Annotated in this window: 15 protein-coding genes; 7 read left to right on the top strand and 8 right to left on the bottom strand. The window is 71.3% G+C overall.

The genetic code is table 11. The features are described 5' to 3' along the window. Positions 1 to 93: 93 nt before the first annotated feature. Complete coding sequence (locus tag IEY82_RS04215) at positions 94 to 309, top strand: hypothetical protein (RefSeq protein ID WP_189122637.1); 216 nt, start codon at positions 94 to 96, stop codon at positions 307 to 309. A 162-nt stretch (positions 310 to 471) separates the two neighbouring features. Here IEY82_RS04215 and IEY82_RS04210 read toward each other — a convergent pair whose 3' ends face one another. Next, complete coding sequence (locus IEY82_RS04210) at positions 472 to 1629, bottom strand: epoxide hydrolase family protein (protein WP_189122636.1); 1158 nt, start codon at positions 1627 to 1629, stop codon at positions 472 to 474. 62 nt (positions 1630 to 1691) lie between these two features. Between IEY82_RS04210 and IEY82_RS04205 the strand changes: the two genes are divergently transcribed. Next, positions 1692 to 2741, top strand: coding sequence for a helix-turn-helix transcriptional regulator (locus tag IEY82_RS04205; RefSeq protein WP_189122635.1), 1050 nt, complete (start codon positions 1692 to 1694; stop codon positions 2739 to 2741). Here IEY82_RS04205 and IEY82_RS04200 read toward each other — a convergent pair. From IEY82_RS04200 to IEY82_RS04180, 5 genes are all read right to left on the bottom strand, one after another. After that, positions 2658 to 3089 carry a DUF7144 family membrane protein gene (locus tag IEY82_RS04200; protein WP_189122634.1) on the bottom strand — a complete coding sequence of 144 codons (432 nt, stop codon included), beginning with the start codon at positions 3087 to 3089 and terminating at the stop codon, positions 2658 to 2660. The genes IEY82_RS04205 and IEY82_RS04200 overlap by 84 nt on opposite strands. A gap of 284 nt (positions 3090 to 3373) precedes the next feature. Continuing rightward, the gene (locus tag IEY82_RS04195; RefSeq protein ID WP_189122633.1) at positions 3374 to 3832 is read right to left on the bottom strand and encodes an SRPBCC family protein; all 459 of its coding nucleotides are present in this window, start codon (positions 3830 to 3832) and stop codon (positions 3374 to 3376) included. A 119-nt stretch (positions 3833 to 3951) separates the two neighbouring features. Then, a complete protein-coding gene (locus IEY82_RS04190; protein ID WP_225262306.1) occupies positions 3952 to 5379 on the bottom strand; it encodes a pyridoxal phosphate-dependent decarboxylase family protein in 1428 nt (475 codons plus the stop codon). Further along, on the bottom strand, positions 5376 to 5990 hold the full coding sequence (locus IEY82_RS04185; protein ID WP_225262308.1) for a helix-turn-helix domain-containing protein: 615 nt from the start codon (positions 5988 to 5990) through the stop codon (positions 5376 to 5378). Before IEY82_RS04185 ends, IEY82_RS04190 begins: the two co-directional genes overlap by 4 nt. Before the next feature lie 192 nt (positions 5991 to 6182). Then, positions 6183 to 6593 (bottom strand): MarR family winged helix-turn-helix transcriptional regulator, encoded by a 411-nt coding sequence (locus IEY82_RS04180; RefSeq protein ID WP_189122632.1) that lies wholly within the window; start codon positions 6591 to 6593, stop codon positions 6183 to 6185. 55 nt (positions 6594 to 6648) lie between these two features. Between IEY82_RS04180 and IEY82_RS04175 the strand changes: the two genes are divergently transcribed. Further along, positions 6649 to 7065, top strand: a complete 417-nt coding sequence (locus IEY82_RS04175) for a MarR family winged helix-turn-helix transcriptional regulator (protein WP_189122631.1) — start codon at positions 6649 to 6651, stop codon at positions 7063 to 7065. A gap of 95 nt (positions 7066 to 7160) precedes the next feature. Here the strand turns inward: IEY82_RS04175 and IEY82_RS04170 are convergent, their stop codons facing one another. Together IEY82_RS04170 and IEY82_RS04165 are read right to left on the bottom strand one after the other, a co-directional pair. After that, on the bottom strand, positions 7161 to 7544 hold the full coding sequence (locus tag IEY82_RS04170) for a MerR family transcriptional regulator (RefSeq protein WP_189122630.1): 384 nt from the start codon (positions 7542 to 7544) through the stop codon (positions 7161 to 7163). A gap of 18 nt (positions 7545 to 7562) precedes the next feature. Then, a complete protein-coding gene (locus tag IEY82_RS04165; RefSeq protein WP_225262310.1) occupies positions 7563 to 8564 on the bottom strand; it encodes an MDR family NADP-dependent oxidoreductase in 1002 nt (333 codons plus the stop codon). Positions 8565 to 8771: 207 nt separating this feature from the next. On the opposite strand from IEY82_RS04165, the gene IEY82_RS04160 reads away from it, so the two are divergent. From IEY82_RS04160 to IEY82_RS04145, 4 genes are read left to right on the top strand one after another with little or no spacing between them, the layout of a single operon-like run. Further along, a complete protein-coding gene (locus IEY82_RS04160) occupies positions 8772 to 9176 on the top strand; it encodes a GntR family transcriptional regulator (protein WP_189122628.1) in 405 nt (134 codons plus the stop codon). Beyond that, positions 9173 to 10063 carry an ABC transporter ATP-binding protein gene (locus IEY82_RS04155; RefSeq protein ID WP_189122627.1) on the top strand — a complete coding sequence of 297 codons (891 nt, stop codon included), beginning with the start codon at positions 9173 to 9175 and terminating at the stop codon, positions 10061 to 10063. Before IEY82_RS04160 ends, IEY82_RS04155 begins: the two co-directional genes overlap by 4 nt. Beyond that, positions 10060 to 11112, top strand: coding sequence for an ABC-2 membrane transporter-related protein (locus IEY82_RS04150; RefSeq protein ID WP_020545854.1), 1053 nt, complete (start codon positions 10060 to 10062; stop codon positions 11110 to 11112). The genes IEY82_RS04155 and IEY82_RS04150 overlap by 4 nt, the downstream gene beginning before the upstream one ends. Then, complete coding sequence (locus IEY82_RS04145; RefSeq protein ID WP_020545853.1) at positions 11109 to 12530, top strand: S41 family peptidase; 1422 nt, start codon at positions 11109 to 11111, stop codon at positions 12528 to 12530. The genes IEY82_RS04150 and IEY82_RS04145 overlap by 4 nt, the downstream gene beginning before the upstream one ends. Positions 12531 to 12535 lie beyond the last annotated feature (5 nt).

The following is a 12535-nucleotide window of genomic DNA, read 5'->3' as shown; positions in this document are numbered from 1 at the left end:
TATAGACATTCATCGAAATAACTACCTGTCTATATTGACATGCGTCTCTGCCGGCTCGGCACGTGAGGTTGCTCTCAGCCGGCCGGAACACCGATGTCGGCCGGCATCGACACCATGGTGTCGATGGGCGTCAACGGCGTCGAGTTCTTCAAGCACCCCTACGAGTTCGGCGTCCGCAAGGCCAAGGAGGTGCTGTTCACCTCCGGCTCGCTCAGCGCCCGCGACGCCGGGCGGATCGGCATGATCAACCGGGTCGTGGTGCACGACCCGGTCGTCGAACCCGCCTTCTTGACGTCCTCCCGGCCCTGAAGAACCGGGATTCCGACCGTCGCCGGCCGGCTTCCTGCTTCACCGCCGGTCGCCCGCCCGACAGAGGACTCCCGTTGAGGTCTTACACCGGCCCAGGGGTCTCCTCGGAGGTTCCCGATGAAGAGGTTCGCCCGGTGACGGGTGAGGCGCCGCCCGGCCCGATCAGGTGAGCGTGCGGAAGAAGGCGCGCAGGTCGGAGACGAGCAGGTCGGGCGCCTCCAGGGCGGCGAAGTGGCCGCCGCGGTCGAACTCCGTCCAGCGCACCACGTGGTGCGCCCGCTCGGCGAGCGGGCGCACGGAGAAGTCGGTGGTGAACACCGCCGCGGCCGTGGGCACCGTGCCGCGCGGCAGGGGCCGCCACATGTCGGGGTCGTTGAACCGCTCGAAGTAGGTGTGGGCGGCCGAGCCGGCGGTGCCGGTGAACCAGTAGACGCTCACATCGGTGAGGATCCGGTCGCGGTCGACCGCGTCCTCCGGCAGCTTGGCCGCCGGATCCGTCCACTCGTAGAACTTCTCCACGATCCAGGCCAGCTGTCCCGCCGGGGAGTCGTGCAGCGCGTGGGCGATGGTCTGCGGCCGGGTGCCCTGGAGCATCATGTACGCGCCGGAGCGCTCCCGCCACTGCTCCATCCCGGCCAGCCGCTCACGCTCGGCCTCGTTCAGTGACTCCATCTCCGCCGGGTCGCCCGTGGGGAACGTGAGCAGGGCGTTGACGTGCACGCCGATGACGCGCTCGGGCGCGGCCTGCCCCATCAGCGGGGCGATGAACGCGCCGACGTCGCCGCCCTGCACGCCGTAGCGCTGGTAGCCGAGCCGGGCCATCAGCTCGGTCAGCGCGGAGGCGGTGCGGACGTCGGTCCAGCCGGTGCCGGGCAGCGGGCCGGAGAAGCCGTAGCCGGGCAGCGACGGGATCACCAGGTGGAAGGCGTCGGCGGGGTCGCCGCCGTGCGCCGCCGGGTCGGTGAGCGGGCCGATCAGGTCGAGGAACTCCACGACGGAGCCCGGCCACCCGTGCACGAGCATCAGCGGGGTGGCGTCCGGCTCGGCCGAGCGGACGTGCATGAAGTGCACGTTCGCGCCGTCGATGGTGGTGGTGAAGTGCGGGTGGGAGTTGAGCTCCGCCTCGTGCGCCCGCCAGTCATAGCCGCCGGCCCAGTGGCCGGCCAGTTCGCGCAGGTAGGAGGTCGGCACCCCGCGCTCCCAGCCGGCGCTGGGCAGGTCGGGGGTCCACCGGGTGCGGGCCAGCCGCTCGCGCAGGTCGTCGAGGTCGGCCTGGGGAATGTCGATCCGGTACGGCCGGACGGAGGTGTCGTTGGACATGGCTCGACCCTAGAAGTCATCGGTGTCAGGTTCCGGCACCAATGGCGGCGAGAATGGGACGCATGTGGGAAACCTCGGCGCGCCTGCTGCGGCTGCTGTCGCTGCTTCAGGCGCGGGGAGAATGGACCGGCGCCGAACTGTGCGAGCGGCTCGAGGTCAGCCTCCGGACGGTGCGGCGCGACGTCGAGCGGCTGCGCGAGCTGGGCTACCCGGTCGACGCCACGCCCGGGGTGGCGGGTGGCTACCGGCTGGGGGTGGGCGCGACCCTGCCGCCGCTGCTGCTCGACGACGAGGAGGCGGTGGCGGTGGCGATCGGGCTGCGCACGGCCGCCACCGGCAGCGTGGCCGGGCTGGAGGAGAGCTCGGTGCGGGCGCTGACCAAGCTCCAGCAGATGCTGCCCGCACGCCTGCGCCACCGGGTCGGCGCCTTCGAGGCCGCCACGGTCGCGCTCACCGGGCCGGCGGGGGACGGCTCCGGCGTGGCCGCCGACCTGCTGGCCGCGATCGCCGGAGCCTGCCGCGACCACCGCCGGCTGCGGCTGCGGTATCCGGGACGCGACGGGCTCGCCTCGCGGACCGTCGAGCCGCATCGCCTGGTGCACACGCCGCGCCGCTGGTATCTGGTGGCCTGGGATGTGGACCGCGCCGACTGGCGGACCTTCCGCGTCGACCGGATCGAGGGCCCGCTCGGGCCGCCGGGCGCCCGCTTCGCCCCCCGCACCCCGCCCGGACGCGACACCGCCGCCTTCGTGTCGGAGGCCATCTCCTCGGCGCCCTACCGTTACCGGGCGCGGATCCTGTTCCGCGCCCCGCTGGAGGACGTGGCACCGCGCACCTCACCCGCGGCCGGGCGGCTGGAGCGGCTCGGCCCCCGCGCCTGCGTGCTGCACACCGGCTCCAACTCGCTGGAGGACCTCGCCCTGTATGTCGCCGTCAAGGGTTTCGCGTTCGAGGTGCTCGATCCGCCCGGCCTCGTCCCGGTGCTGCGCCTCCTGTCCGAGCGGCTGCGCGCCGCCGCCGACGCGGGTTCAGACGCGGGCCTCCCGGCTCTCTCCCCCGTGCACGATGAGCGCGTACAGGACGAGGACGTCCACCGCGATGACGGTCAGTGACCACCACGGGTTGATCGCGATCCACATGAGCTGGCTCAGCGCGTTGAGCATCACGATGATGACCGCCGCGATGCGGGCCCAGGTCTGCCCCATGGTGAGCGCGACGCCCGTGACGATGAGCAGGATGCCGAACGCCAGGTGCAGCCAGCCCCATCCGGTGAGGTCGAACAGCAGTAGTCGCCTGGCCGTCTGGACGTAGATGTCGCCGTAGATGACGGCGTACATGCCCGTGATGGCGTTGAACAGGCCCGACAGGATCATGATGATGCCCGCGAACCACACCCAGCCCACCCAGCCGGTGACGTTGCGCGGCTGCGGCTGCGGTTGCGGCCGTGTCTCATAGGCCATGTCGAAATCCCCCCGAAGACGGGGCCCTTGTCACGCCTCTCCGGGGAGAGGCGTGACGCGGGCCGACCATGTTCCGACAGTACTGATCTGAGTACGCCGTAGCCTTTAGGCGAGGTAAATGTTGTTACTGGGGGTTTTGGTGCTCTCTGTGGTGGTGCTGGCGTCCCCGCTCCTGGCGAGGCGAGGGAGGTACGGCGCGGCCGAGGAGCTCCGCGCTCGCCTGGCCGCACGCTGGTTCAACCGCCGGCGGGGCCGGGCACGCCCTAGCAACGCTCGTTCGGGGCTCATGACACGTTTCTCGCCGGCGCCCCGTTTCCGGGTGGCTGGGACAACAGGGCGGCGAGTGTGCGGAGTGAGTGTCTGGCCAGCGCGTTGACCACCGGGCGGGCCAGTGGCCAGAGCGCCCGTCCCGCCCGGCCGAACGGCAGCTCCAGTTCCTCGGCCCAGACGACCCGGCTGCCGTCGCCGTCGGGCCGGACGCGGATGACGCCGGTGCCCCGGATCAGCGTGCCCGTGTGCCGCATGCGGATCTCGCTGGGAGGGTTCCACCTGGTGATGGTCATCGTGTCCAGGAAACCGAGCCTTCCGATGCCGGTGAAGGCTTCCACCGTGTCCTCGCCGGTGGCTCTCGCCGTGGTCAGGAACATCCACTCGTCGTGCCGCGGCCAGTCGGTGACCAGCGCGAACACCCGCTCCGGGGAGGCGTCCACGTGGACGGCGGCACCTGCGTAGGCGTGGCGCATCTGCCCTTGTCCTTCCTTGCCCGCCGGCGCGGCGAGGCCGGTGTGCCCGTTTCCGGTCTCCTGCCCTGGTCGCCGTGGCTGAAGCCCTCACCGGGCGCCGCAGTGCCGGTCAGGGGCGGTCAACCGGTGATCTCTTCCGCCGCGGCCCGGATCTCGTCCAGCAGGATGACGAGGTCGGCTTCGGTGGTGTCCGGGTGCAGGACGCAGGCGCGCAGCGCCGCCCTGCCGGACAGCCGGGTGCCGGTGAGGAAGGCGCGTCCGCGACGCTGCACCACCGACGGGATCCGCTCGTTCAGCACGTCGGCCCTGTCCGGGGACGGCGCTCGGTGGCGGAAGGCGACGACCGAGGTGACCGGAGGGGCGAGCAGGTCGAAGTCGCCGGCGGCGTCGGCCATGGCCGCGAGCGTGCGCGCGAGACCCGTGGTGCGCCGCACCAGCCGGACGACTCCCGCACGCCCGAGGTGCGCGATCGTGGCCCACACGCGCAGCGCGCGGAAGGGACGGGTCTGCTCGGGGCCGTACTCGGAGAACCAGCCCAGCTCGTCGGCGCCGTCGTCACGCAGGTAGGGCGGTACGAGACTGAAGGCGCCGCGTGGGGCCGACCGGTCGCGGAACAGGACGCAACCGCAGTCGACGGGGACGCCGAGCCACTTGTGCGGGTCCAGCGCGAGAGAGTCGGCCCGCGCCAGCCCCGCGTAGCCGGGATCGGGCTGCTCGGCGAGGACGCCGAGCGCGCCGTAGGCGCCGTCGACGTGGAACCACAGGCCGTGCTCGCGCGCGATCTCGGCGATCTCGTCCAGCGGATCGACGGCGCCCGTGTTGACCGTGCCGGCGCTGGCCGCGACGAAGAACGGGCGCAGCCCCGCCCGGATGTCGGCCGTGATCAGCCGGCGCAGCGCGGCGGTGTCCATGCGGAAGGCGTCGTCGACCGGGACCACGCGCAGGTGGCGGCTGCCCAGGCCCAGCAGCTCGGCCGCCTTGCGCAGGCAGCTGTGCCCCTCGCCCGACACGTAGATCGTCAGGGGACGGGACGTGTACAGGCCCGTCTCGCGCACGTCACAGCCGTCCCGTCCGGCCGCCCACTGCCGGGCCGTGGCCATCGCGACGACGGTGGCCAGGGACGCGCCGCTGGTCAGCAACCCGGCGCCCGGCTGGTGCGGGAAGCCCACCAGCTCCGCCAGCCACCGTACGGCGGTGCGCTCCAGCAGGACGCCCGCGTGCTCGCCACCGGCGCAGCTCGGGTTCAAGGCCGCGGCCAACGGGGCGACCAGCACCCCGGCGGGCGAGGGCGGAGAGTTGACCCAGCCGAAGAACCGGGGATGCCCGTTGCCCATCGGGTAGGGCAGCACCCGCTCACGTACGTCGTCGAGCAGCGTCTCCAACGGGCGGCCCGTTTCGGGCAGCGGTTGCCGGGCGAGCCATGAGCGGTCCGCGTCGGGCACCGGCCGCCATACCGGTCCAGCGGGCACGGCGGCCAGATGGCCGGCCGCCAAGTCGGCGGCCGACCGGCCCGCTCGCCACAGCTCGTCCATGTGTCCTCCGCTCATGTCCGGCTCGCCTTCGGCCGGTGATGGGCGCCGTCGGCCCGGCCCAGCGCCATCGCCAGGTAGTACGCGCACACGTCGGCCGCGTCGTTGGCGAAGGCGTGCCACCGGTCGCCGGGGAAGTAGGCGCTGTCCCCGGCCGCCAGCAGGTGGGGCACACCGCCGACGGTCAGGCGTAGCCGCCCTGACTCCACCGCCACGTACTCGTGTGACCCCGGCGGATGCGGCGCGAACGCCCCGGCATCGACGCCGGGCTCCAGAGTGGTGCGCATGAACTCGAACTCCACGTCCGGAAGGACGGGAGAAAGGACGCGCCGCTCCCAGCCGGAGGGGTCGCGCACGACGTGCTGCCGCTCGCGCGGCAGGATCGTCACCTCAGGGCGAACGGGCTCGTCCAGCAACCGGGCGATCGAGGTGCCGAGCGCGGTCGCCAGCCGGTCGAGCACCAGCACACTCGGCGTCTTGGTGCCGCGCTCCACCTCCGACACCATGCTCCGGCTCACCCCGCTCACCTCGGCGAGCCGCTCCAGAGCCATCCCGCGAGCCCGCCGCTCCGCCCGGACCCTGGCCCCCAGCTCGGCCATGGACATTCCGCTGGACAGAAAGTCACCCACCTCTCCACTATAGCGATGGCCCTCCCCTATAGAGGAGGGCCAGGCTCGACGGTGAGATCGGGCGCCCACCTCCTGGCCCATCGTCTGGCCGATGGTTCGGCCGATGGTGTGGGCCAGTCGTTCACAGCGACCTCCTCGTTGCACAATCGTGGCGATCTCCAGTCGCCCGATCTCCGGCAGGCTCACGCCGTCCTATCGCGCGTTCCCGGCTTCCAGATTGCGGGTCATCCGCTCCAGTACGTTCATGAGCTGGTCGTACTCGCTCGGTGTGATGTCGTGGGTCATCTGTGCGCGGATGTCCTGGACGCGGTCACTGATGGCCTGGTGTTCCGTACGTCCCTCGGGAGTCAGGGTGTGGGAGCCGGCGGTGTCGTGGGCGATCCACCCCCTTGCGGACAGCTCGGTGAGTACGCCGGCGGCCGTGTCGCCGCTTCCCCAGAACGGCTTGAGCGCCAGGTGGAGCTCGCTCTCGCCGGTGGGGCCGCGGCTGATCACGTTGAGCGCCTGCCATTGGCGGCGGCTCACTCCGGCCTCGGCGAAGACCGCCTCGAACGTGTCCTCGATCAGCTGGTCCAGACGCTTGAGACGCGATCCGATCATCATCCTGCGTTCCTTGTCTTTAGACAACTATATGTATAAAGACATGTATCATGGCGACATGGATGCCGTCGAACAGGTTGAGCAGGCCATGGTGGCCATCCGCCGCAGGCAGAGCAGGCGCGCGCTGGCCCGGCTCGGCGGGGTGACGGGGCAGGTGTTCGACATCCTCGACGCGATCGAGGGGGGCGGGCCCGCCACGGTCACCTCGGTGGCCCAGGCGCTCGGCGTCGATCAGCCCAGGGCCAGCAAGCTCGTGGCCGCCGCGGTCGAGACCGGATGGGTGTGCCGCCAGGCCGACCAGGGCGACGGGCGCCGCTCGGTCCTCGTGCTCACCGAGGCCGGGCAGGCCGCCGTCGAGCAGGCACACCGGTCGCGCCAGGCGGTGTTCGCCGAGGCCATGACCGCCTGGCGCGAGGAAGAGCGCACGGAGTTCGCCCGGCTGCTGGCCAGGTTCGTCAAGGGTCTGCCGGGCTGAGACGCGGCCACGGAGCGAAGGCCGTCAGGAGAGCCCCGAGCCGAACTCGGGCCCTGAGGGCACCGTCGCCCCGAGCGGACGGCGTCCCTGACCGCTCAGGTGGTTTTCGTGTCCTCTTGCATCCGGGTCCGTGCGGAGAGTTGCTCGCGCAGCCGGGACAGGCGGTCGATCTCCGCGTCGAGGGCGGCGATCCTGCGCTCCACCACGCCGCTGGCCATGGAGCAGCCGGGGCCGCCGCGCGGCGGGAGCGTGTCGCCGTCCAGCAGGTCAAGGCGATCGGCGCAACTACGGACGTCCTCGACGGTCAGCCCCAGCGACAGCAGCTCGCGGATGACACGCACCCGGGCCACCTCACGCGGCCCGTACTCGCGCTGCCCGGTCACGGTGCGCGGGGGCGGACTCAGCAGCCCGCGCTGCTCGTAGAACCGCAGTGCCCGGGGCGTGGTGCCCGCCGCGGCCGCCGCGTCGCCGATGCGCATCAGTCCTCCTGTGAGCCCTTACGGCTCGACGATGACGGTCCCGAAATGCCGTCCCTCGATCATCTCCCGCAACGCGCGCGGCGCGTGATCGATGCCCGAGACCCGGACGTACGGGAAGGTGATGTCGCCGGTGCGCGACCAGCCGCCGAAGCGTTCGAGCCACTGGGATCGTGCCTGTTCGTCGAAGCCCTGAAAGGCGCGGATCGAGATCCGCTTCAGGATGAGCTGGTAGGTGTCGAGTTCGACGGGCGCCGCCCCGCCCGTCCCGTGGGGTGACATCTGCCCAGACAGCGCGCCGATCAGGACGAACCGGGCTCCGGGCCGGGCCGCGGTCACCGCCGCCCGAAGCTGGTCGCCGCCGACGTTGTCCACGTAGACGTCGATGCCGTCGGGGGCGGCCTTCGCCAGTTGCTCCTCGATCGGTGCCGCGCCGCGGATCACCGTCGCGTCGTATCCCAGCTCACGGACCAGCCGGTCGGCCTTCTGCGGTGAGCCGGTGCTGCCGATCACCCGGCCGGCGCCGAGCAGCCGGGCGATCTGCCCGGCCAGTGATCCGACCCCGCCGGCCGCGCCCGACACGAACACCGTGTCCCCCGGCCTGACCTCGGCATCCCTGGTCAGCGCCGCGTAGGCGAAGCCGCCCTGGCTCAGGTGCGCGACGGGGTCGGGCAGCGCGTCTCCCAGCGGCGCGACCTGACCGACCGGCACGAGGGCGTACTCGCGCCAGCCCAGCCAATGTGAGACCAGGTCGCCCGCGCGCAGCCCGCTCTCGCCGGGGGCCGACACGACCTGTCCGATCGCGGGGCCGACCAGTGTGTCGCCGGGGCGCAGCGGCGGCACGGGCGCGTCTTTCACGCCCCCGCCGATCAACGTGCGAAGCGCGGCGAAGACATGGAAGAAGCGATTGCGGACCAGCACCTGGCCGTCGTCCGGTGTCGGCAGCGGGACCTCGGCGAGCACGAAATGCTCGGGCCCGGGCAGTCCATCGGGTACGGCGGCGAGCTGGACTTCGCGTGACACGCGCGGAAGGGACGGCACCTGACGCTCCTCGGAGGTACGGCGGAAAAGGGCCTCGCGACCTTAACTCCTGACCCGCGCGTCAAGGGCAACCCAGCGGACGACCGCGCTCATGGAGGGACCCGCTTAGGGCGCCCCGGATGAGGCCTGTACAGCGCTCCTTATGATCCTTTAACATCTGGGACTCTAAAGTGCTAGCAGGCTAGATAAATGGAGAAGCCGGTGATCGAGTTCCATCTGGACGGCAGATCGGGTGTCTCGCCGTACCTGCAGCTGGTCCAGCAAGTACGGCACGCGCTACGGCTCGGCATGCTGCGTGAGGGCGACCAGATGCCGACCGTCAAGGAGGTCGTGGCGCACCTGGCGATCAACGCCAACACCGTCCTGAAGGCCTACCGCGAACTCGAGCACGAGGGCCTGGTCGCCGCCCGGCCCGGGGTGGGGACGTTCGTGACGGCGACGCTCACCAACGCCTCGCTGGCCGCGCACGGCCCGCTGCGGGTGGAACTACAGCGCTGGCTGGCCAAGGCCCGCCGGGCCGGCCTCGACGACGAGAGCATCGAGGCCCTCTTCATGACCACCTTTCGGACCACCGCTCAGGAGGACATAGCGTGAACACCGCCTTACAGGCCCAGGGACTCGGCAGGAGATACGGCAAGCGCTGGGCGCTGCGTGAGTTCACCATCGACATCCCGGCGGGCCATGTCGTGGGGTTGGTGGGGCCCAACGGAGCCGGCAAGACGACGCTGCTGAAGCTGGCCAGCGGCCAGCTGGAGCCGACGGCGGGCGGCATCACCGTGCTCGGCGGCCGGCCCGGGGACACGCCCGCGCAGCTGGCCAGGGTCGGGTTCGTCGCCCAGGACACCCCTGTCTACGCCTCGCTGAGCGTCGCCGATCACCTGCGGCTGGGAGCGCGGCTCAACCCCCGCTGGGACGCCGCCATGGCGCGGGACCGGATCGCGCGACTCGGTCTCGATCCCGCCCAGCGGGCAGGCAGGCTGTCGGGCGGCCAGCGTGCTCAGCTCGCCCTTACCCTGGGCCTGGCCAAGCGGCCCGAGCTGCTGATCCTGGACGAGCCGGTCGCCTCGCTCGACCCGCTGGCCCGCCGCGAGTTTCTGCAGGGGCTGATGGAGGCCACGGTCGAGCACCAGTTCAGCGTGGTGCTCTCCTCCCACCTGGTCTCCGACCTGGAACGGGTGTGCGACTTCCTGATCGTGCTCGTCGACTCCCGCGTTCAGGTGGCCGGGGAGGTCGACAAGCTGCTGGCCACCCATCACCGGCTCACCGGGCCGCGCCGCGATCCCGACCGGCTCCCCGCCGACCAGCACGTGGTCGCCGCGCGCCACACCGACCGGCAGAGCACGTACGTGATCCGCACCGACGCCCCGATCCACGACCCCGCCTGGACGGTCACCCAGCTCACGCTGGAAGATCTCGTCCTGGCCTACATGGACAAGCGCACCGCAGGGAACCGGCGGGCCGCCGTGGAGGTGCAGCGATGATCTGGCTGACCTGGCGTCAGTTCCGCGGGTCGGCCGTGATGATGGCGGCCGTGCTCGTCGTCCTCACCGTCGTGCTGGCCCTGACCGGCCCGGACCTGGCCTCCCGCTACGCTGCCGGGATCGCCGGCTGTACCCCGGACGACACCTGCGACCAGTTCTTCGACGGGTTCTTCGACGAATACGAGCTCCTCTTCGTGGCCGTCAGCTTCGTCGTGCTGGCCCTGCCCGCTCTGGTCGGGTTCTTCTGGGGCGCGCCGCTGATCACCCGTGAGCTGGAGGCGGGCACGCACCTGCTGGTGTGGAACCAGAGCATCACCCGCGGCCGCTGGCTGGCGGTCAAGCTCGGGCTTGTCGGCCTGGTGGCCATGGCCGCGGCCTGCGTGTGCGGCCTCGTGGTGACCTGGTGGTCCGATCCCCTGGACAAGTCAGCCGTTCCGGAGCTGGCTTTGATGGCGCCCCTGGTGTTCGGCGCGCGGGGCATCGCCCCGATGGGGTATGCGGCCTTCGCCTTCGTCTTGGGCGTGACCGTGGGCATACTGGTGCGCCGCACACTGCCCGCCATGGCTCTCACCCTGGCCGCCTTCGCCGCGATCCAGATCGCCATGCCGCTGCTGGTCCGGCCCCACCTGATGCCCCCGGTCTCCGCGACCTTCGAGGTCAGCCGCGTGAACGGGATGGGGCCCCACATAAAGGAGCGGGGAGGCGGATCCGTGTACATATCCATGCGGCCGGCCGTTCCCGGCCACCTGGGCGCCTGGGTCCTGTCCAGCGACCTCCTCGATCCGTCCGGACGCACGATCGCCGGCATGGGGGAAGAAGCGCCCATCCCCGTATCCGCGACGTCAGGGCCCTGCGCACCGGCAGGCGGACCACCGAATCTGGACGCGTGCTGGCTCGAGATCAACCGCCTCGGCTACCGGCAGCAGGCGACCTACCAGCCTTTGGAGCGCTTCTGGCCCTTCCAGTGGATCGAGACCGGGATCTACGCCCTGCTCACGCTCGGGCTCACGTGGTTCTCGTTCTGGTGGCTCCGAAGGCGCCTGTCATGACCGTCCTCAGGACCGCGGCCGCCGTTCTCGCCGTCCTCCTGGCGGCGGCCTGCACGGCGCCGACGCCGCCGCGCATCCAGGCGGGCACGGCGGGCGCAACGGCCTGCACGCCGCCCCACGGCCCGCGGGAACCGGAGACGGCCACCACGATCGACGTCATCGAGCAGGCGTACTTCTGCATCCTCGGCAACTACTACAGCGGCGCCACGCTGGACGCCCGATCGCTGCTGACCGTCGGGTTCCTCGCCCTGACGCAGGAGATCAACCGCGACGGGCGCGACGTGCCCGATGCGATCATGCCGGCGCTGACCGGTGACCGGAAAGCCGACTGGGCCGCCTTCGAGACCGCCTACCGGAAGATCACCGACCAGGTCCCCGACCTGCGCGACAAGCTGGCCGTCGTCACCTTGGAAGCCATCGTGGCCGCCCTCGGTGACAACCACGCCAACTGGACGCACGACGTCAAGCGACCGCTCGACTACTACGACGGCGACGGCTACGGCCTGGGCCTTGAGGCGAACGTGGACGTCTCGCAGGCCGACGGCGACACTCCCCGCGTCGCCCTCGCCCCGCTGTTCGTCACCACCGTGCTCGGCGGCGCGGCACAGGCCGCCGGGCTGCTTCCCGGCGACGTCATCGAGTCGATCAACGGGACGCCGCCCTTCTTCGACGGGAAGGCCACCCCGGCGATCGCCGCCCTCTACCCCGAATATCCAAAGGTGCGCCCGGTCGAGTTGCGGCTCCTTCGGCAGGCCACCGGCCGCCGCTGGACGGTCACGCTCACGCCCGGCCCCTACGAGCGTGATCTGGCCGCGCTGCAGGTGGTGCGGTCGAAGCTGCTGGACGACGACGTCGCCTACGTACGGATGACCGGATTCGCCCCCGACTCCGCGAACAGGGTGCTCAAGGCGATCACCAGGCTGCGCACCGGCCGGACCCTGTCCGGCGTCGTGCTGGACCTGCGCGGCAACAGCGGCGGCAGCCCCGCGGAGGCGACCCGGCTGCTGAGCGCGTTCGTCCACGGCAAGGTCACCGCCTACCAGTGCGCCGTGGACGGAAAATGCTCGACCTCCCGGACCGACGACACCGTGCAACTGCTCCACCTGCCCCTGGTCGTGCTCGTCGACCAGGGCTGCGCCTCGGCGTGCGAGCACACCAGCGCCGCGGTCAAAGACCTGCGCATCGGCCAACTGGTCGGCACCAGAACCGCCGGCGTGATCTCCGGCCCGGCCCGGTCGTACCTGCTCGCCAACAACACCCTCCTGACTTTCCCTGACAGGCACCACCTGGGGCCCGGCCGCGAGGTGATCGACCGGATCGGCGTGCCGCCCGACCACTACGTGCCCCTGACCCCGAAGGACGCGGCCGCCGGGCGCGACCCCGCGCTGGCCAAGGCCCTGACCTTGCTGCACAAGTGAACGGA

This window comes from Nonomuraea cavernae (genome assembly GCF_014646355.1).
GTDB classification, from domain to species: domain Bacteria; phylum Actinomycetota; class Actinomycetes; order Streptosporangiales; family Streptosporangiaceae; genus Nonomuraea; species Nonomuraea cavernae.
This window is presented reverse-complemented; position numbering and strand designations above follow the sequence as displayed.

What these genes read in the sequence shown, in the direction of transcription:
- IEY82_RS04195 (WP_189122633.1), bottom strand. Translation starts at nt 3,832, where the DNA reads ATGCGCCACGCCTACGCAGGTGCCGCCGTCCACGTGGACGCCTCCCCG.
- IEY82_RS04150 (WP_020545854.1), top strand. Translation starts at nt 10,060, where the DNA reads ATGATCTGGCTGACCTGGCGTCAGTTCCGCGGGTCGGCCGTGATGATG.
- IEY82_RS04210 (WP_189122636.1), bottom strand. Translation starts at nt 1,629, where the DNA reads ATGTCCAACGACACCTCCGTCCGGCCGTACCGGATCGACATTCCCCAG.
- IEY82_RS04170 (WP_189122630.1), bottom strand. Translation starts at nt 7,544, where the DNA reads ATGCGCATCGGCGACGCGGCGGCCGCGGCGGGCACCACGCCCCGGGCA.
- IEY82_RS04215 (WP_189122637.1), top strand. Translation starts at nt 94, where the DNA reads ATGTCGGCCGGCATCGACACCATGGTGTCGATGGGCGTCAACGGCGTC.
- IEY82_RS04200 (WP_189122634.1), bottom strand. Translation starts at nt 3,089, where the DNA reads ATGGCCTATGAGACACGGCCGCAACCGCAGCCGCAGCCGCGCAACGTC.
- IEY82_RS04190 (WP_225262306.1), bottom strand. Translation starts at nt 5,379, where the DNA reads ATGAGCGGAGGACACATGGACGAGCTGTGGCGAGCGGGCCGGTCGGCC.
- IEY82_RS04160 (WP_189122628.1), top strand. Translation starts at nt 8,772, where the DNA reads ATGGAGAAGCCGGTGATCGAGTTCCATCTGGACGGCAGATCGGGTGTC.
- IEY82_RS04205 (WP_189122635.1), top strand. Translation starts at nt 1,692, where the DNA reads ATGTGGGAAACCTCGGCGCGCCTGCTGCGGCTGCTGTCGCTGCTTCAG.
- IEY82_RS04145 (WP_020545853.1), top strand. Translation starts at nt 11,109, where the DNA reads ATGACCGTCCTCAGGACCGCGGCCGCCGTTCTCGCCGTCCTCCTGGCG.
- IEY82_RS04180 (WP_189122632.1), bottom strand. Translation starts at nt 6,593, where the DNA reads ATGATGATCGGATCGCGTCTCAAGCGTCTGGACCAGCTGATCGAGGAC.
- IEY82_RS04175 (WP_189122631.1), top strand. Translation starts at nt 6,649, where the DNA reads ATGGATGCCGTCGAACAGGTTGAGCAGGCCATGGTGGCCATCCGCCGC.